23 protein-coding genes are annotated in these 18,845 nt (G+C 28.8%); 4 read left to right on the forward strand and 19 right to left on the reverse strand.

The genetic code is table 4. The features are described 5' to 3' along the window. Window positions 1-18 precede the first annotated feature (18 nt). Window positions 19-531 (forward strand): hypothetical protein, encoded by a 513-nt coding sequence (locus NX772_RS03010; RefSeq protein ID WP_027123076.1) that lies wholly within the window; start codon window positions 19-21, stop codon window positions 529-531. A 26-nt stretch (window positions 532-557) separates the two neighbouring features. Here the strand turns inward: NX772_RS03010 and NX772_RS03015 are convergent, their stop codons facing one another. The 13 genes from NX772_RS03015 to NX772_RS03075 form a co-directional block, all read right to left on the reverse strand. Beyond that, entirely contained in the window at window positions 558-2,198 is a 1,641-nt protein-coding gene (locus tag NX772_RS03015; RefSeq protein WP_051542106.1) for a hypothetical protein, read from the reverse strand. Then, the gene (locus NX772_RS03020; RefSeq protein ID WP_027123077.1) at window positions 2,188-3,126 is read right to left on the reverse strand and encodes a hypothetical protein; all 939 of its coding nucleotides are present in this window, start codon (window positions 3,124-3,126) and stop codon (window positions 2,188-2,190) included. The genes NX772_RS03015 and NX772_RS03020 overlap by 11 nt, the downstream gene beginning before the upstream one ends. Beyond that, window positions 3,127-3,423 (reverse strand): Gp15 family bacteriophage protein, encoded by a 297-nt coding sequence (locus NX772_RS03025; RefSeq protein WP_259429421.1) that lies wholly within the window; start codon window positions 3,421-3,423, stop codon window positions 3,127-3,129. An 8-nt stretch (window positions 3,424-3,431) separates the two neighbouring features. Then, window positions 3,432-3,794, reverse strand: coding sequence for a hypothetical protein (locus NX772_RS03030; RefSeq protein ID WP_027123079.1), 363 nt, complete (start codon window positions 3,792-3,794; stop codon window positions 3,432-3,434). 23 nt (window positions 3,795-3,817) lie between these two features. Beyond that, window positions 3,818-4,288 carry a phage tail tube protein gene (locus NX772_RS03035; RefSeq protein WP_036449969.1) on the reverse strand — a complete coding sequence of 157 codons (471 nt, stop codon included), beginning with the start codon at window positions 4,286-4,288 and terminating at the stop codon, window positions 3,818-3,820. Window positions 4,289-4,292: 4 nt separating this feature from the next. Further along, entirely contained in the window at window positions 4,293-4,757 is a 465-nt protein-coding gene (locus tag NX772_RS03040; protein WP_027123081.1) for a hypothetical protein, read from the reverse strand. Next, complete coding sequence (locus tag NX772_RS03045; protein ID WP_027123082.1) at window positions 4,747-5,343, reverse strand: hypothetical protein; 597 nt, start codon at window positions 5,341-5,343, stop codon at window positions 4,747-4,749. The genes NX772_RS03040 and NX772_RS03045 overlap by 11 nt, the downstream gene beginning before the upstream one ends. Next, window positions 5,333-5,830 carry a hypothetical protein gene (locus NX772_RS03050; protein ID WP_156925604.1) on the reverse strand — a complete coding sequence of 166 codons (498 nt, stop codon included), beginning with the start codon at window positions 5,828-5,830 and terminating at the stop codon, window positions 5,333-5,335. The genes NX772_RS03045 and NX772_RS03050 overlap by 11 nt, the downstream gene beginning before the upstream one ends. Then, window positions 5,805-6,149 carry a phage head-tail connector protein gene (locus NX772_RS03055; RefSeq protein ID WP_027123084.1) on the reverse strand — a complete coding sequence of 115 codons (345 nt, stop codon included), beginning with the start codon at window positions 6,147-6,149 and terminating at the stop codon, window positions 5,805-5,807. The genes NX772_RS03050 and NX772_RS03055 overlap by 26 nt, the downstream gene beginning before the upstream one ends. Window positions 6,150-6,192: 43 nt before the next feature. Further along, on the reverse strand, window positions 6,193-8,109 hold the full coding sequence (locus tag NX772_RS03060; RefSeq protein WP_027123085.1) for an HK97 family phage prohead protease: 1,917 nt from the start codon (window positions 8,107-8,109) through the stop codon (window positions 6,193-6,195). Beyond that, a complete protein-coding gene (locus NX772_RS03065; RefSeq protein WP_084477558.1) occupies window positions 8,110-9,438 on the reverse strand; it encodes a phage portal protein in 1,329 nt (442 codons plus the stop codon). A 297-nt stretch (window positions 9,439-9,735) separates the two neighbouring features. Then, window positions 9,736-11,541, reverse strand: a complete 1,806-nt coding sequence (locus NX772_RS03070) for a terminase TerL endonuclease subunit (RefSeq protein WP_027123086.1) — start codon at window positions 11,539-11,541, stop codon at window positions 9,736-9,738. After that, window positions 11,528-12,181, reverse strand: a complete 654-nt coding sequence (locus NX772_RS03075) for a hypothetical protein (RefSeq protein WP_156925605.1) — start codon at window positions 12,179-12,181, stop codon at window positions 11,528-11,530. Before NX772_RS03075 ends, NX772_RS03070 begins: the two co-directional genes overlap by 14 nt. A 1,535-nt stretch (window positions 12,182-13,716) precedes the next feature. Between NX772_RS03075 and NX772_RS03080 the strand changes: the two genes are divergently transcribed. The 3 genes from NX772_RS03080 to NX772_RS03090 all read left to right on the forward strand — a co-directional run bounded on the left by NX772_RS03080 (window position 13,717) and on the right by NX772_RS03090 (window position 14,737). Beyond that, a complete protein-coding gene (locus tag NX772_RS03080) occupies window positions 13,717-13,860 on the forward strand; it encodes a hypothetical protein (RefSeq protein WP_156925606.1) in 144 nt (47 codons plus the stop codon). Between the two features lie 267 nt (window positions 13,861-14,127). Further along, window positions 14,128-14,457 (forward strand): plasmid mobilization protein, encoded by a 330-nt coding sequence (locus tag NX772_RS03085; RefSeq protein WP_027123089.1) that lies wholly within the window; start codon window positions 14,128-14,130, stop codon window positions 14,455-14,457. Further along, on the forward strand, window positions 14,447-14,737 hold the full coding sequence (locus tag NX772_RS03090; RefSeq protein WP_027123090.1) for a type II toxin-antitoxin system RelE family toxin: 291 nt from the start codon (window positions 14,447-14,449) through the stop codon (window positions 14,735-14,737). The genes NX772_RS03085 and NX772_RS03090 overlap by 11 nt, the downstream gene beginning before the upstream one ends. 667 nt (window positions 14,738-15,404) lie before the next feature. On the opposite strand, the gene nusG is transcribed toward NX772_RS03090, so the two are convergent. The 6 genes from nusG to cysS are packed head-to-tail and all read right to left on the reverse strand — an operon-like array spanning window position 15,405 to window position 18,844. After that, the gene (gene nusG / locus NX772_RS03095) at window positions 15,405-15,992 is read right to left on the reverse strand and encodes a transcription termination/antitermination protein NusG (protein ID WP_027123091.1); all 588 of its coding nucleotides are present in this window, start codon (window positions 15,990-15,992) and stop codon (window positions 15,405-15,407) included. A gap of 2 nt (window positions 15,993-15,994) precedes the next feature. Beyond that, window positions 15,995-16,207 carry a preprotein translocase subunit SecE gene (gene secE / locus NX772_RS03100; RefSeq protein ID WP_027123092.1) on the reverse strand — a complete coding sequence of 71 codons (213 nt, stop codon included), beginning with the start codon at window positions 16,205-16,207 and terminating at the stop codon, window positions 15,995-15,997. Continuing rightward, complete coding sequence (gene rpmG / locus NX772_RS03105; protein WP_027123093.1) at window positions 16,207-16,350, reverse strand: 50S ribosomal protein L33; 144 nt, start codon at window positions 16,348-16,350, stop codon at window positions 16,207-16,209. Before rpmG ends, secE begins: the two co-directional genes overlap by 1 nt. 29 nt (window positions 16,351-16,379) lie before the next feature. Continuing rightward, window positions 16,380-16,892, reverse strand: a complete 513-nt coding sequence (locus NX772_RS03110; RefSeq protein ID WP_027123094.1) for a hypothetical protein — start codon at window positions 16,890-16,892, stop codon at window positions 16,380-16,382. Between the two features lie 7 nt (window positions 16,893-16,899). Next, a complete protein-coding gene (rlmB, locus tag NX772_RS03115; RefSeq protein ID WP_027123095.1) occupies window positions 16,900-17,580 on the reverse strand; it encodes a 23S rRNA (guanosine(2251)-2'-O)-methyltransferase RlmB in 681 nt (226 codons plus the stop codon). A 52-nt stretch (window positions 17,581-17,632) separates the two neighbouring features. Next, a complete protein-coding gene (gene cysS, locus NX772_RS03120; protein WP_036450021.1) occupies window positions 17,633-18,844 on the reverse strand; it encodes a cysteine--tRNA ligase in 1,212 nt (403 codons plus the stop codon). Between the last annotated feature and the right edge of the window lies 1 nt (window position 18,845).

Genomic DNA, 18,845 nt, shown 5'->3' on the forward strand with positions numbered 1-18,845 from the left:
ATTTGGTATAATTTATTTATGAAAAAATTTTTAAAATTATTAGAAAATAAAAAGTTTAGATTATTAATTATTAGTGGTTTATCTTTGATTATTGCATTCTCTTTTTTAATTCCTTGAATTCTTGTGAATATTAAAGATACGGCACTTTATAATGAGTATCATTTCGGTAATTTAAAAAATAAATATGTTCTCGAATTACTAGACCCCTTTTCTTCTAGTGTGCTTAATAATAGAGATTATTTTGAAAGTGAATTGCCTAATTTAATTTCCTCTATACTTAATAATAAAAGTAATAAAATATCTGCGGATGATATTACAAAACTTCAAAGCCTTAAAAATATACCTTTTGAAAAATTTAATAATTATGCTAAAGATGCCGATAATTATTTCTTAAAACTTATTGAATACCTTGAAAATGCGCGTATAAATTTGATTAATGGATTGTTGGGGTCTTTCTTTAGTGTATCCTTGTCGGTTTCTTTGGTTTCTGGTGGTATATTATTAAAAAACTATAAAATAGTGGCGAGATAATTTTTAAGGTGCTTATGCGCCTTTTTTTATTCTTCTGATAATAATAAATTATTGAACGTTTCTTTCTTTGAATATTCTAATACTTCTTGTTCTACTATTTCTTTTTTATATACATAAGGCAAAGCGGTTACCATTTTTGCTTTCTCTCTTGTTGATAAAGTCCTAAAATCTTTGTTATCGTTTAGTTTGTTTTTAATTGCTAAATGATTGCTTTTGTCTCTATATTTATATAAAATAGTTTCTTGGTTTTCTTCAAAGAATGGATTAATTTTATAGTCTGTGCTGTCGTAAAAGTTTATTAAGGTATCGCCGTTCAGTCCATTTCTTAAAGTGTAATTTATTAATGTTTCTCCGGTTGAACCTGTATATGTTCCTTCGTATGCTATAACTATATAACGTCCATCTATTTTTGGTATATCATAATTTAAAATTATAACGTCACCCAGGTTTAATATTGTTTTAGCGCTTGAAAGTTTTAATTCCCGCCTTGGTGTTGAATTAATTAGTAATTGCCCTTCTGCTTGTTTAAATAAGTCGCTAAAAGTTGAGATGTCGTTATTTTGTTCGTATTTGTATACATCCCCGCTAAAAGTATTTAAAGCGTTTATTCTGCTTATTTCTTGTGTATTTTCTAAAGTTATTGCTTGCTTATTCTTGGAGTAATAAGAAAAATAAATTCCTACGCTTTCTCTGTCCCATTCTGGATTTATAACTAGTTCATTGTCTCCCCTTTTATAATAAAGGTGAAAGTCTTTGCCCTTTGAATAGTCTTTTTTCTCTAATACGATTAGCTCTTTTTCTTTGTTTGAGTTCTCTATATTAAAATACGTATTTTTGTATCCTTGTTCTTTAATTACTACTTTTTCCACTGGTTCGCTGGTTCATATGCTTTTGGTTGTATTACTAATTGTGAAGTATTCTTCTAATGGTTTATTAGCTATTATGTTTTCGCTTTCTAGTCTTACTTTATTAAAATAGTTATCTGTATTTTCTTCTATAACTAAATCTAAAATTTTATGTTCGCTCCAGTTATTTTCTGTTATTTCTATTGCTTCTTTGCTTTTAAAGTCGTGTTCGCTTTCAAAATTAATTAATAAGTCTCCGCTTTCATTTTGAGAAAAATATAAAAATGATCTTGTTTGAGTTGCTATAATATCTTTCAAAATTGAGTATGGACTTTTACTTGTTGTATCGTATGCGGTTATATTTGTATTATTTGAAAAACTTAATTTTCCTGCTTTAATTTTTGGTTCTTCTAAAGCATCTATAAATAATTGAAGCGCTCTTGCTGGTGGTATGTTCTTAAATACTATATCTGCAGGGGTCTTTTTATTAAGTCAATAACGTATATCTACTATTTCTATACTGCTGTCTTTTATCTTTTTTGGGTTCAAAGAATAACGTCCCTGACTGCTTATTATTCCAGTAAAAACTGGTTTATCGTTGCTGGTTATAGTTGCCAAAGAAAAGGTGTCTATGTTTGAAAGATAAGGGTGGTTTATAAAATGAGAGTTTTCTTCCAAAATGTCTTTGTGTATAACGTTATGAATAATAACTTTGCTATAGTTTGTAACGTGATAAGAAAAATGAATTTTATTATTAAACGCCCATCTGTCGTCCCCGTTGATTATCAATTTTAAATTCTTGCTTAATTTTCTAACGTCCATTTAGTCGTCCCGTATTGCTTCCATTTCTCTCTGTTATTTGGTTTCCAAAGCGGTCGCTTGTAATATTAATTTCTATGGGTTGTGCGCTTATTGTTGGCGCTTGTGGTATTTCTTGTTTGCCTCCTGTATTTGATAAAGCATTTCCAGCAATTATACTTGTTCCCAGTAATGCTCCGATAGATGCGAGTCCCCCTACCGCTACCACTCCTGCTCCGATTAGTCCAAAAAGTCCGCCTTGTGCTATTGCTTTGGACATCCCTATTGCTATGTTTGAAAGGATTATTCCAGTTCTATAACTTACCATAGCGGCAAGCGCTAATTTCATGGCGTTACTTACTCCGCCTAACATATTTATCACGCCGCTTAATGCTTGCATAAATCCTTGACCAATTGCTTTTTGCGCATCTTCTGTGTTCTTTCTTAATTCCACCATGGTTCTAATACTTTCTGGCATTGCGTCTTGTTGCTCTTTTAATTTGTTGTTTCCTTGAGAAAGTATCCAGTTTAGTCTTTCTTGCGCGTCTGCTGCTGCTAAAGTGCTTTTGGTCTTATTATCTAAATAAATTCCTATACTTTGTAATGTTGTTGCTTTTCCGGTTGTTATAAATTGCGTGAAGCTGTCGTTTGCTGCGTCTGCGCTATATCCGAGTTTTTCAAAGTTATTTGATAAAGTAAAAAGTTTTTCGCTTAATTCTCTCCCGAATCCTTGTTCGTTTAAGTTGGCGATTGTCCGCATCTTTGCGCTGTATTCTTGTATCATTTTATCTGCTCCGGCAAAGATATAACTTCCGAGTTTTGCCGCAACCATAAAGTCTTTAATTGAGCGCATCCTGTTTTGAATTGTTCGCTGTATTTGGTTTAGTTTTTTATTTATATCTTTTGCTTTTAGTCCTATTCCAATTTGTGCGTTTAATACTTTTGCTGCCATCTACTTTCTCCTTTCTAAAATATGTTTTGAAAACTGCGCTATTGCGTTATTGTTGTATTCTTCCCTTGATATATTATCTAAATTATATTCCCGCTTTAGTGCTAATTGCTCCATGCTTAATTCTGCGTCTGGTGTTTGCCTGAGTTTAATAACTTTAGAGAGCATAGTATCCTCGCTTATATCCTTAAAATAAGCAAAAAATAGTTTTGTGGGCATCTTTAGTAATTCCTGGGGGTTTATGTTAAAAGTCTTTTTAAAGGCGCTTAAAATCATTTCTAAATCATTATTAAAATCTATATAACTTGTTACTTTTTTTTATCTTCTTCCGGCGCTTTAGTTGTATCAATTTGTCCTATAGTTTCTTCTAGTCAAAAGTCTATTAATTGATGCATAACTAATTGTGCTTGCGGTAAAGGGAGTTTATAAATAACTTTTTCTAAAAAGTTGTCTACGTTATCTTCTCCCAAAATAATTTCTAAAAGTCTCCAGTCTGCTGCGTCGCTTAATGTTGGCGTTGGTTGTGTATATTCCGGGTTTGCCTTCATAAAGTTTTGAAAGCTAAAAAGTGCTCTAACATTTGCCTGGATGTTAAATTTTAATTTTTCTCCAACCTTAAATACCTTCTCGGTTTCTAAGTCTATTAATTCTTCTATATTTTTTATTTTCATATTTTCTCCCTTAATTTATTTTTTTATCTGTTTTCTTCTGCTGTTGTTCAGTTGTCGTCTTGAGGCATCAAGTCTAATTGTAATTTTTGTATTTCGTTTGGGTTACCGCTTGGGAAGTGGTTCTTAAAGTTGATTGTGCACTTTCCACTTATTACTATTTTTTTATTTTCTGTTTCTCCTGGTAAAGAAAGTAATTCCAATCTGATATATTGCCCGTTTAAATTTTGAGCGTCTCCTAATAATAGTTTTAAAAGATATTTATGGAGTGTGTTCTTATCGTCAAAATCGATTGTAATACTTAAAGAATGAGTTGCTCCAGTTGTAATACTTGTGGTGTTCCCTTTATTGTGAAAGTAATTTCTGTCCTCTTTGTTGTTGCTATAGTTGTATTTTAGTTCGCTTATAAATTTTAATTCTTCATAAGTTAATTGTGTGCTTACGTTTCAAGGGTCTATTGCTATAAAAAGCTTATTCCCTGCGTTTGTTTTCAACATTGTTTTACTCCTTTTCTGTTTCTTTTCTTTCGATTAAAATATCAAAATCTAAATAATAACTTTGCCCTTCGTTGTCTATTGTTGGTTCGTCTATTTCTATTTGAAAACTTTTATCCACCCCTTCATCTGTTACAACTCCATTTATTTTTTTAGTAATAAAATTTGCGTTTTCTACTGCTCTAATTTTTTGAAGGTATATTACTAATTGTTCTAATTGCTTGAGTTGTTCGATATGTTGGTTTTTGTTTCTAATTAAATAAATACGATAATTTATGTATTTAAAATTTTCATTAGAAAAATATGGTTGTCTTTCTTGCTTTCTTGTTTGCATAAATAATAAGGCGTCGTTATTGTTGCTATTTTCTTCTATAACTTGATATCAAAATTGCGGTAATGTTTTAATTTGCTTTTTTAGATAGTTGTATATTTTAAAAGCCATTTCATTTTCTAAAGTTGTATTATGTATCATTTGTCTCTATCCCCTTTTCGTTAAATTGTTTCTTTAATATTTTTTTATATACTTCATTTAAAAAGTTCGCTTGTTCTTTGCTTTGGTCGTATGTTTCTTTTTTTGCTTTATATAGTGCCTGTCTTTTTGCTCCAGGTTTACTATATCTAAAATAAGGTGTCCTGCTCTTTGCTTTTATATTTAAATCTCTATTAAATAAGTTTACTCGTCTGTATCCCACTAAAACTGCTGCGTATATTTGTCTGTCTTTTCTGCTGGTTTTTGTCCAGTCTATTCCATAGAAAAAAGTTCTATAGGCGTTATTGCTAATTTTTGGGTTTTCAAAAATGGTGGTTTGTTTTATTAATTTGTTATGGGTTCTTTTGTTGTTTCGCTTCCAGTTTCCATAACTTCCATCCGGTGTTAATTCGTCCGCCCTTCTTTTAATTTTTTCTATTTTGCTTCTAAATCATTTTGTGCTTTCGCTGCTGTTTATTGCTTTTTGTAAATTAATGAGTTTGAAAGGAGTGGCAATATTACTTTCAAAAAAATCTTTTGCTTCATTTTCGTCAAAGTCTAATTTTAAAAGTTCGTTGTTATCTGCCATTTTTTAGTTCTTTAATTTCGTCTTGTAATTCTTTGATTAATTGCTCGTGTTTTTCTAAAGTTGCTTGCATTAAATTTAAAACTTTAAAATCTTTATTTAATGCGTCGTTTTCTATTCCGTCAATATATTCTTTTAAGTCGTTATCTTCTTCATAATTACTTAAAAATGTCGCTATTACTTTTTGCTCTTGCTTATTAAATTGATCGCTGTCAATAGAATTTATTATGTATATTTTTTTATTTCTATACACCATATCATTTATATTAATAGCAAAGTCTGTTTTTAAAAATTTAATAGATAGTTTTTCGTTGTCGCTTCTTGTTTCTCCTTGAATGGTTTGGTTGTTGTCTTGTATGATTGAAGCGTATATTAATTTAGAATAATAATGTTTTTTAGATAACATTCCCATAGCGTTTTGTTCTTTTACCTTGATTAATAAAAAGGGTTCTTTATAGTTTCTGCTATTTATTCTGTTCATTCTGTGCATAACTAATTCTGCCCCCTAGTATTCTGTATAACATTCTTTCGTCGATAACGTCTTTTGCTTGGTTGGTTGTGTCTGGGTTTGAAAAATATATTGCCGCCAGGTGTAATGTTGCTAATTTAGTTTTTAAATCATAAGCCCACGGGTGTTCTTTTGGTATTTGTCCATAGTCGTCTAATTTTAGTTCGTAATATTGCGTTCATATGTTTTCATGCGCTATTTCGATATAGTCTAATAAAATTTCGTCTCTTTGATTATCTGCTATAGATAAATTTATTTTTATTTGATCCAGTCAATCGTATATTTCTTCGCTTGGGTACATATATTCTCCCTTCTAAAGTTACTAAAAATAGAAAAATAGAGGGTTATTTTACCTCTATAAATCTTGAGTTAATATAAGGGTCTATTAATTTAATTTCTCCCCTTGTTTTTACATATCTATTTGTTGCGTCTTTGCTTAAGTCTGTGTATTGGTCTTCATTGATAACGAAAGAAAGTCCATAAACGCACACGCTTGCTTTATTAAATAATAAGGCTGGTTTTTTTCCTTTAGTTATTTCTTTGTCTGTATATTCTGTGCTTGTTAAAATTTGGAGTCCTCTGTATTTTTTAGTAATTGGGTTATATACCGCATTAATAAATGAAGCGGTTGTATTATTTAAAAACGGTTTTTCTAATTTTGCTAAAGTATCTGGGTGCATTGCTAAAATAAATCCGTCAAGTGCTCCTTCTCCATATTGTCCTTCTACGCTTTTTACTAAATTATCGATATCGTTGAAAGTAAAGGCGTTTGTGTTTTCTGTTAAGAATTTAGCTTCTTGTGTTACACCACCAGTATATGTTCCGTCTGTAGGCATTGCTGTTCCTGCGTGTGTAAAAATGCCTGCATAGAATTTTTTACGTAAAGCTCTAATAATTCCGTTTTTAGCATCTTGGATCTGTTTCAATCATAATTCATCTCCATGAGATAAGGCGTTGTTTTGTGTCAATTTTACACTGTATCTTTCTGGTCTTAATTTTACTTTAAAAGTTTGCCCACCAAAGTCTGTTGATTCTGCGTTTTCTGCGATGCTTGTTATAACTCTTTTATCTGCCACGTAAACTGCTTTTGTAATTTCGTCAAGTCCTGTTAAAGTAAACTTTTGCGCTGCTTCTGTATATTCTGGGAACACCGCGTTTCATTCGCTTAAAATTCCAGGTATATCGTGTGTTTCGATTAATGCCAGCCCTTTTAGGTTTGTTGTTCCGTCAAGCGCTCTTTTTTCTAATGTTCTTGCCACTTCTCTGTCGATAACTTCTATTTCTTTAATGGTGTCGTTGTTTAAGTGTTCTAATGTTTCGTTGTATAAATTTATTTTTTCTCTTTCGTTTAATGTTTTACCATTTTTCATTTTGGCTCTTAATTCGCTTAAGTCTTGTTTTGGTTCATTGTTGATTGTTTTTAGGTTTTCGTTTTTAATGTGTTCCATCATTTTCTCTCTTTCTTTTAATTCTTTTTCTTGCTTGTCTTTTAGTTCTAAATTTTCTTCTTTAATAGTTGCAAGTTCTTTTTCTAATTCTTTCAATCTTGCTTCGTTGTTTTGGTTGTTTTCCATGGTCTTAATTAATTCTTGTTCTAATTCTTTTTCTCTTTCGGTTTCTGTTTTTGGTTTTGCCACTCTTTCTTCTAATTGTTCCACTTGTTCTTGTTTTGTTTCTTGTGTCATCTCTTGTTTCCTTTCTTCCATAATTTCTAAAATGTTTTTGTTGTCTTTGCTATAAACTCTGCATTTGTCTTGCGGGTAGAACCCTTCATATACTGGGTCAATGCTAATTAGTTTTGCCTTCTTGTATATAAATTCCAAGTCTACGTCTTTGTCTTCTGGTGTTTCGTTTATAGAATAGTCTAAAGATTGAAAAATAAAACTATTGCTTTCTATTACACCTTGTTCTATTAAATCCGCCACCCTTCTTAAATTTTTGTTCTTTTCGTCCACTTCTATTGTTGCGATTATTCTATTGTTTTCCTTGCGCACGTTCATTGTTTTATTTTTTGTGCTTGCTAAAAGGTGCTCGATGCTTACTTTATGGTCTAAATAAGAATTTATGTTTTGTAATTCTATAGGTGTTTCAAAGTCAAAAATGTTTGCGTCTAATTTTTCTCTGTATTTTATTCCCGCTTTTTCATAAACTGGCGACCAACTTTCGAGTTCAATACTTAATTCTAATGTTCTCTTTTTTCTTGCTCCTTGCGGGTTTTCTTCTACCGTTGGTTTTGTCCTTGATAAAATTAAAAATTCCATTTAGTCTCCTTTCGTTATTTTTTGTTTTTTAGGGGTTTTAGTTGTTTCTGGTGTATTTGTATCTCTTTCGCTTTCTTGTTGCTTTAAAGGGGGTTTTTGTTGCTCTGGTGGGTTATTATATTGTGCTTGTAATACTTTTACTGGGGTTAAGGTTCCATTTGCTAGTAAAAAGTCGCCATCAGGGTGTTTATCTAGTCCAATTAGTGCTCTTATTTCGTTTGCCGTTGCGTATCCGTTATTAATTGCGCTCGATGCGAATTCTTGGATGCTCTTTAAATCTATACTTAATAAGTCCAAAGTTTTAAAAGTTATTATTTCTTGCTCGTTTTCTAAAAGCGAATAAGTGAAGCGTTGTGTTATGTTGGTTAAAAGCGGTTTTAAAGAGTTGTCGATATATGCCCGGTTTAGTTCTGCGCTGCTGTTGTATTTGTTCGGGTCGTCTATTCCTAGTTTTGCTGGTGGTATTCCCAAAGATGCTGCGAATTCTCTTCCTAAAGCGTTTCGGGTTTGAAAGTCAATCCGCATGTTTACTATTTCGCTTGCTTTTCCCATTTCCCATTTTTCGTCGATAACTATTCCAAAGGAACCGTTTTTCTTATGGTTTTCGAGCATCTGTTTTAGCGCTTGGTTTGCTAATTCTCTTTGGCTTTGATTGGTTGCGTCTCTTATTTTGATAAAGGCACTATAACTGACGTCGTTTTTAATAGCGTTTATCATAGCGAGCTCGTTTTCTTTTACTTTTGATATGGTGCTTTTAAAAAGTGTTCTAATACTTAAATTTTCGTATCCTTGTATTAGTTCGTACGATATGTATATAACGTCCTTTTCTCTTAAAAGAATTGCCGGATTGCTTCCGCTTTTAAATACGTAACTAATTATGCCGTTCTCTTCTTGTTTGGTGATATAGTCCGGATAGATAGGTATTAATTCCTTAATTTTTTCGCTTTCGTCTCTAATAATGAAAATTGGAGCATTTCCATAAAGTAATAAATTTCATATTAATATTTTTTTAAATTCCCACGGCGTTAAAGTTGCGGTTGGTCTTTTGTTTAGAATTTTAGCAATCTCGCTTTCTTGGATGTTTTCATATTCTCCATGCTTGTTTGCTTTTAAATGTCTGAAGTTGACCTTTCCTATATCGTTTGCTATTAATTGAACCGCTCTTACTAATAGTCCAAAAGTTAAAAATTCTTGCTCATTTAATGTTTTAATGGTGTTGGTTAAAGTTGAATAATTTAGAGAATTGTTAAAATCCCGAAAGCCATTAATGTTTCCGGTTGTATTTCTTGGTTTAAATAATTTTTTTATGTTATCTATTACCTTACTCAAAAATTCCTCTGTCTTGTATTATTCTTTGCTATATCATTAATAAATATATTATAACATAAATAAATTAAAAAAATAAAAAAGGAGCATTTTTGCTCCCCTGAAAATAATATATAAATGAAACTAATATTGTTTAGTTGAAAAAAGGTTATTAATTTAAAGATAAATGAAAAACAAAATTACTTCATTAAAATAAAAATGTTTAGTCTATGAAAGGTTTTATCCTAACTAATGTAAAAAATTGAAAAAAAATTTTGATAGTTGCAGGGTTTTATTCCTGCTTTCATATTATATCATAAATTAAATTGTTATTATATCAAATGTTGTTTCTACTTCTTTACTTGCCACGTTATGCCTTTCGCTTATGGTATTAAGCGCCGCGATAAAAGCATCTATTCTAAAATTCTCATTTACTTTTCTAATGAAAAATGTTCCGCTTCCGCTGGTCGTGTTTTTAATTTCTACGTTTAAGGTATGGTTTATTAAAATTCCATTATTATCTAAAAAATAAATTTCTTTATTCCGTAACTTTACCTCGAATTGCTGAAAGGCGGGGTTTAAATAAACACCTTGCTTTACTTCCTGAATTTCGCTCTCATGAAAAATATTAGTTTTTAAAAGGTGTTCCTTAATTGTAAAAAATCTCCATTTATCATAAAGAAGCTTTTCTATTTTGTAATTATCTTTCCACTCTCTTAATTTATTGACCACCATTGAATAGTCTATTACGTCGCCCTTTGATATTGATAAATGCCCTTGCTTATGTCACTCTCTATATCGCGCCTTATCGCTTAATTCTTTCTTTTCTATAGCATTTTCTGGTATAAAGTTATGCGCCTTAAAAACATAAATGGTGCCGCTTCCGTCTTGCTTTGGTATTTCAAAATTTAAAACTAGAGCGGTTGTATCATTTATACCACTTAAGTCTAATCCAACAAGCGCGTTTAATTCCTTAATGTTGTTTTTTGATAGGTATTCTTCAACCCATTTTTTGTTTGCTTCTTGGCTTTCTGCTATTAATGAATAATCAAAATAAGCGAATCCCGTATTTACTCAAATTCCTAAACGTTTTATTTTAAATTCTGCTTGCGCTTGTAATGAAGTTATTTTGCTATGCTCGTCTTTTAAGTCGTCTAAACTAACTGTAATGCCTAGTCCAGGGTTTGCTTTCTTTCAAAGGTCGGGGTTGTCTCATTGCTCTCAGTCTTCTTCGTCTAATTCTGCGCAAAATAAAAAAATAGAATAATTTTTATGAATAGTTTCCGGGTTTTCTATCTGCTGTTCTAAAAAATGCTTATAGTCTTGTTCTCTATAAAAGCAGGCGCTTTCTCGGTTGCTTCCTTTGGTTGTATCGTAAACGATAAGTTGGTTTTTCCTTGAAAGGTTTTTAGATGATTTCGCACTCTCTTGCATCGTATCGTCTTTATGAAGGTGGTATTCTGTCAAAATTACTAAACTTGGGTTCTTCCCTTCTATTCCTGCCTTATCAAAAGGGAGCGCTTTTATTTCTCCCTGCTTGGTGCTGACTATTCTTATACTGTTCGCTCTTTCGAACATTTTCTTAAGTTCTTTGCTCTTTTTGATATATCCAAGCGCTATGTTATATGGTATTTTGCTACTGTCTTTATGCGGTCCGCAAAAATAAACTTCACTTTTTCCGTCTTTTAATAGTCCGCGGGTTGTTGCTAGCGCTATCATTGCTCAATAACTGCTTTTTCATTGTTTCCGTGCTTCCACGTCAAAAACTTCATTAGTTATTAAACTGTCGGTGTCGTCTTTGAAAGTTCAGCCAAAAACAAAGCCGCTTATAAATTTTCTAAAATCTGTAAAAATAAAGGGGCGGTTTATTTCCGGGATGATAATTTTTGAAGCGAATTTTTGTAACTTTTCAAATGTTTCTGGTTGATATATGAAAGGGAAGGTTTCTTCTGTTTTAGAGCGATATAAAAATAAAAGATGCCTTGCGGTTGCGTATATCACCATTTTACTTGCCAAAATCTCGCCATTAAATACTTTTAGGGCGTATTGCGTTGGTTCGTCTCAGTTGGTATTAGCTTTGAAAAAGTTTTTTACTTTATCCCAATAAGGCGTATTAAAAATCTGCATCTTCTTCTTGGTCGAGTGCGTTTTCTAAAATTACTTGTCTTAAACGTTCTTTACTAATACTTACTTGAATAGTTCCCAAAATCTCGTTTCTAATGTTTTGGTATATCTCGTTAAGTCCTTGGTCGCTCACGGTTATTTTACCATTTCCATCAATGCTTATTGTTCCGTTGTTGCTTTCCAATGATGCTTTCTCGCTTATAAGTGCGTGGTATCGCTTGTAAAGTAATCCAATTGCGTTTTGCGATGCGTTTATGGTTCGTTTTAGAGTTGTATAAAAATACTTATCGTTTTGTTCACTCTCTGCTATGTTGTTATATTCCGGCGCTTTTAGTATTTCGTACTCATTTTCCAAAAGTTCTTTAGAATTTTTTATTTCTTGCTCTAAAAATTTTTGCTCCGCTTTCAAAGTTGCTAAACGTTGCGGTTTTACTTTTTTTTCTCAAATTGAAAGGATGTTTTCTAAATGCTTAAGTTTTGTAATATGTCCGTCTATACTTGCGAACATTAAGCTTTGCGTAAAGTCGTTGTAATCTATCTCGGGGTTTTTCTTTTTTAGTTCGTTACGTAATGCTTCTATTTCAATTTTGTTTTTGTATTCCATCAACTGCTCCATTGTATTTTTTCTTGGTATATCTAACACTGTCTAATTTAAGCATATCACAAATTTTCAATGGTTGCTAGCAAATGTTAAAAAATTTTTTCTGGTTTTTTGGAGCATGGTTTTTTTTGCTGCTTTAATGATATCGTGGATTTTTGAAAGTTGGTAGCAAAAGTTTAAAAAATTTTTGAAGGGCGTTTGAAAGTTGGTTATGCTTGAAAGTCGTGGCGCGCTGCCGCCCTTGGTTTGAATGCTGTTTTTGTTCTCTGTCTTAAATTGCGAATTTTTGAAAGTTTGAATTAAAAGTCCATAAATGTTCATTAAAAAAATTTTTGAATTTAATTTTTTATTTTATTTTTTTATCTTAATTTTTTTATTTTTAAAATTATTTTATAAATTTTTTATATAATTTACTTATAGTTATTTTTATAAATATATATTTTTATATATAAATATTAATAAATAAAAAATAAAATAATGAATAATTATGAACATTTAATGAATAATTATGAACTTTTAAATTGTAAAAAATAAGAAAAAATAAAAATATAAATAACAAAAATGCCTTAAAATAGGCAAAAAAAGTAATATTTTATTAAATGAACATTTATGAACATTTAGAATTTAAAAATTAGTGAAAAAATGACAAAATTTGGCAACATTAGAATTTTAAGGGGTAAAATAACAACATTAGCTGAAAAATGTTGGCAAAAATTAGAACGATTTCGTAAAAAACTAGAACGATTGAGCGAAAAACTAGAACGATTTCTTAAAAAACTAGAACATTTTTTCTCTGTTATTTTTTGATTTGTATGTATAGTATGTATTATGAAAATTTTTTAGATTTTAAAAATAATGTTCTAATTTAGGGGTAAAAACGTTCTAATTTTTATGTAAAATGTTCTGGATTTTGGCTAAAACGTTCTAGTTTTTGGGTCTAATGTTCTAATTTAGGGGTCTAAAGTTCAGGTTTTTTAGCAATTTTAGGGGTTTTCAGTCGTAATAATGGTGAAGTTGGTAAAAAGTTTGAACAATTTAAAGAAAAACAATGAACTTTTATGAACAATTATGAACATTTAAATAAAAAGTATAATTTAGGGTGATTTTTTGCCCTTTTTTAATGTTTTTGAAGTATATAGTTTATTCTATTTTTGAATTTTTGAATATTTCAATAAATTAGCAAACAACGGTTTTGGGTGTATCGAATTTTGAATTTTAAGACCTTAAATTTTCAGAAAAAATGCGTGATCGGGTAGGGCGTGTGGGGTAGACTGTTTATTTAAATTTTTTTATAACACCCCCCCCTATATATTATGTTTTTTAAGAATTTATTTTTCATTTTAAAAAAAATATTTTCATATCATTACGACTACCGGCATAAAACTTTAATAATATAATAGAACTGCCAACAATTTTCAACAACTTAAAACAACAACTACCTGCAGAGAATATCAACACCAACAGAACAACCACCAGCATAAGACCTTAAAAGCAACAAATCAACCTCCAACTTTCAAGGCAAAAGCAATTAATTTTTCTCGGTATAATTTAATAAAAGTTATAAAAGGAGTTTTAAAATGGAAGATCAATCAAAAAAAATGACTTTAACAGAATTTTTTGAAGCAATAGACAAAGAAAGTAAACCAATTGATGAATTGCTGAAAGAAAATGGCGATTGAGATGAATTAGTTAGAGTTATGAATGCTTTAGCTAAATTATAAAAATATAACGAGCATCAAAACATTTTTTTTTTTTTTTTTTTGAAACATTTAAAAATACTTTGCTATAATTATTAAGTAATAAAAAATTAAAACTTATTAGTTTAAAGACCTTAGAAAAGGCGCTAAAGTTTATTAATATAATAAACAGCGAATAACCTTTAAAGCGCTAAATTATTAGTGTAAAATCTTTTTGCGGTAAGTAAATTTTTTATATAATTTTTTTAACTTTTTGCTTGACTTTATTTTTTGTGGAGTTATAATATTAGTATGTATGATACATATTATACATATAAAAAAATGAAAGGAATGAAAAGCAAAATGACAGTAAGAAAAACTATTACATTATCAGAAGAAGATTACGACTTAATTAAAATAAACGCGCAAGAGCGTGGACAAAGTTTTTCAGAATTCTTAAGAGAAAGTACACTAATAAGAATAAGAGAAGATGATAAATTAGATTTAGCGCAATATTTAGAAAAATACATCGGTCCGATTGACGAAGAAGAAGAAAAAGAATATGAAGAATTATACGCAAGCGGAAAATTAGATATTAGCGACGAAGAAATAGAAAGAATAAAAAAAGAAAATGGGCTTTAATGTTATCTATTTAAAAGACGCTAAAAAATTTATTAGAAAAAACGGAGCATATGGCCTAAGATTTATGAAACTTTTTGAAAGATTAGCAGAAAACAAAAAGAACTTAGCGTCCAAAAAATTTGACGTCAAACTTTTAACTAAATGCAAGAAAAAAGCATATAGAGCAAGAATTGGTAATTATAGAGCAGTTTTTAAAGTAATAGAAAACGATTTATTAATTATGGTTGTTGATATAGACAGTCGCGGCGAAATATACAAAAATTTAGAAAATAAATTATAAGCACCAACAACGGTGCTTTTTCTATACTATAATTTAGAAGGAAAAACAGTAAAAAAGATAGCCCGCAAGAGAGCGGACTTTTTATTATTCTATTAATTTATTAATTATTGCGCTAAAGCACCAAAAAGAGCATTTTAAGGCGCATAAATAAGCGAGATAATAATTTTATTAATAAGAAAAAAGAAAAGCGCCCTAAAGGCGCTAAAATTAATGTTATATATTTAATAATATTGCTTATCTATAAAACTATATAAATAAACAGACGCTAAAAATTTATTTAAAAACTTTTTTTTCTAATAAATGTAATTATACCAAAATTTATTACGCACTAAAAAAGCGCATCCAAAAACGAACGAGATGCGGGGGTGAAGAAAACCCCCAATAAAATATTAGCACATTAATAGAAAGTTCATAGAACAAAATAATAATATTTAGAATTTAAAAATAACTATATAAATATATCAATAAAAAAAATAAAAATATTTTTAAAAATTTACTTGACTTAATTTTTTTTAACGGTAAAATATACTTGTAAGTTAGCGAATAAGAGCGCTAAAAAAACTCTCGCCGTGATATATTATTACTATATTATTTTACATTAAATTGAAATATATTTTTTAAAGTTATAAAAAATAAAGTGTGTTTTTTCACAAAACACACTATTTTATTATTTTTTTAAAACTTCTAATTCATTATAAGAAAAACGAGTAGGTGTTTTTCTTCCAAATACTTCTATTTCTACCCAAGCCTCTAATTTTTTGTCATCATTTTCTAAAACAATTCCTTCTGTTCCAGAAAATTTACCATCTACTACTTCAACTAGTGCACCGACTGTAAAAGGTGAGTCTATTATTCCTGCATCGTATTTTGCCCAAGCCTTTTTCTCTGCTTCGAACATTTTTTTGATTTCTCTTGTAGAAACCGGAGTCGGTTTTGCTCCTTTTCCAGAAGAACCTACTAATCCTGTTACATACTGTGTATTACGAACAATAAATCAAGCTTCGTCAGTCATTAACATTTTTGCGAAAATATAACCTTTGTATAAATTTTCTTTTTTTAGAACGAATGATTGTCCTTTTATTTTCTTTTCTATTTCTTTTTGAGTTAGATGAGGTGCTTCGAATATTTTTATTTCTTCGAATAAATGATCTAAAAAATCAGATTTTATTCTATTGTTTAAAGACTCTATAACATTTTCTTCTTTTCCGGAAATAGTCGAAATCATATATCATTTAAAATTTTCTTTATTATCCATTATTAAATTCCTACTCCTATTAAATTTCAAATTCAAGTTGCAACGAAAGAAATTAGTAAAAATATTATTGAACAAATAGTAACAAATAAAAGAATTAAATAAAAATTATTTGTAGCATCTTTTTGAGACGGCCATTTTATTCTTTTAATTTCTTTCATTCAATTTCTAAAATAATATTTTTTTAATTTGTTTTTTTTAAGTTTTTTTTCTTTCATTATTTTTCTTCCTTGTGTAAAGTTTGAACATTACATTTTTTACAAAATTTTTTCACAAATAATCTTTCTGTAATTGATTTGTTTTTTACGTAATTTTTTGCTTTACAAATTTCACAAGCCAATGTAATCTTTTCTTTAGACATAGTAATAAATATTATATATTATTTTTTTGTTATTTAAAATAATCATTAGCTTCTTGAACTACAGAATTCAAAAAATTTTTAATTTTAAAGGAACTTGTAAAATACTTTTTAGAAATATCTTTAACAGAATTCTTTTCTATAAAGTATAAATTCATAATATCTAATTCTTTAGGATTATATTTTTTAAAAAACTTTTCGCAATCTTCTTTATAAAATAATTCCTTATTATTTTCGTTAGAAATTTTTGTCAAAATTCCATCTTCAAAATCTATGGAATAATTCAAGATTTTATTGTTATTAGTTGTAAAACTTTTAGCATAAGCCATTAGTTTATTAAACATAATAGAATAAACTAGGCCATTAATATGATGAGTATTATCGTTCTTGAGTGCAATTTTGATAACATCATCTATTATCGATAAGCCATATAAATAAATATCTTCTCAAGTTAAAGGTATTGCATTAAATTTTCTATATACATTTTTAGATGCTGCAATAATTACTTCTTGAAATTTTATAAATTTTATTTTATCTAGATCCATTTTCTCCTTATTTAAGTTTAAATAAAATAATTCCCGTTGCTACCGAAACATTTAATGATTGAACAGTACCTTTTAATGGAATGTATATGTTTTGATCAGTCATTTTTTCAACGCTTTTTGAAATACCATTCGATTCAGAACCCATTATAATTGCTAATGGGTAATTAAAATTTACTTTATCGATTTCAATAGAATTTTTACTAAGAGTTGTTCCGTAAATTCAAAAGTGCTCTTTTCTTAATCTTGTAATAAAGGCGCTTATAGAATTAACTTTAATAAATTTCATATTTACAAATCCACCAGAAGACACTTTTAAAACTGTATCTGTTAAATCAACTGAACGATCTTTTGGAATTATTATATGTTTTAAACCACTAGCATTTGCTGTTCTTATTATCGCTCCAAAGTTATGTGGGTCTTTTATATGATCAAGTATTAATATTTTTTCTGCTTTATCTCTAAAAATAGTTTCAATATCATAATATTCTATTTTTTGTATTTCTGCTACAAAACCTTGGTGATTCTCTTTAACAAGATTATTTAAAAATACTTCATTTACTTTATTTATTTTAATACTTTTTGTAATCTTTAAAATTTCTTCTGGTCTTGATGTAAAAATCTCAATTATTGGAACATTATTATTTATTGCATCAATTACAGAATTCTTCCCACATATAAATCTTCTCATTTTTCCCTTTCTAATCATTGCTGAAAAAATTAATTTTTGCTATATTTTTCCTTTATATTAACCCTTTTTGAACAAGAATTTGTCTTAACTCATCTGCTTTTTGAAAATCTTTATTTTCTCTATATTTTTGCCATTGATAATACATATTTAAATCTTCTTTTTCTATTTTCTCATTAACAAAAGAAAAACCTAATATTTTATGAACTTCAATTAAATTTGCATAATCTTTTTCTTTTAATAAAGTATTTAGTTCTTTATTAAAAGCTGAATTCTTTTTATCTAATATTAGTTTTATTAATTCTTTTATTTTTATTTGATTAATTTCTTTTTCTATATTTGTTTGTTTTGTATGTAATAAAAAATTGATTTTTCTTAATTGTTTAATTTTATCTTCATTTGTTTTTATTATATCGTTTGTTAAATCAATTGGATAAGTAATATTTGTAGTTAAAATAATTTGTCTAAAAGTGTCTGGATGAAATTTTGTAATAAAATCTTTAGCTAGCAAAATATTTCCAATGGATTTTGACATTTTAGTTCCATCTTTATTTAAAAAACCTGAATGAATTCATTTTTTTGTTATTTTAGAATTGGTTAATGAAAAATGTTGTGCATTTTCGTTTTCATGGTGTGGAAATATTAGATCTATTCCTCCAGCATGTATATCTATAGTTTTTTTATCAAAGTAATAATAAATCATAGCCGCACACTCTGTGTGTCAACCTGGTCTACCTTTTCCAAATGGAGTTTCGAATTTAATACCTAAATTAGTTTCTTTTCATAAAGCAAAATCTTGAATATTTTTTTTATCATATTCATTTACTTCTTCATTTTTCATATCTTCTAATTTTCTATTAGAAATTTCGCCGTATTTTGGATTTTTAGTTACATCGAAAAATACATTATTATTTTTTTTATAAGCTATTTTTTTATCTAAAAGTTCTTGAATATAATTAATTATTCAATCTATTTTTTCAGTAACTTTTATAATTTTTGTTGGAAAATTAATGTTATATAAACTAAACAATTTTATATATTCTTGATAGTAAAATTCACTAATTTCCTTTTCAGTTTTATTTTCTTCTATAGCTTTATTTATTATTTTATCATCTATATCTGTAATATTATGAAGATAATTAACTTCAATTCCATTAAATAATTTAACTCTGTTTAAAATATCAAAATACATTAAAGATCTCATGTTCCCAATATGAACATGATTATAAACAGTAGGTCCACATAAATATAAAGTTTCTTTTATCATA

Source organism: Mesomycoplasma molare (assembly GCF_024918955.1).
Classification (GTDB): domain Bacteria; phylum Bacillota_I; class Bacilli_A; order Mycoplasmatales; family Metamycoplasmataceae; genus Mesomycoplasma_A; species Mesomycoplasma_A molare.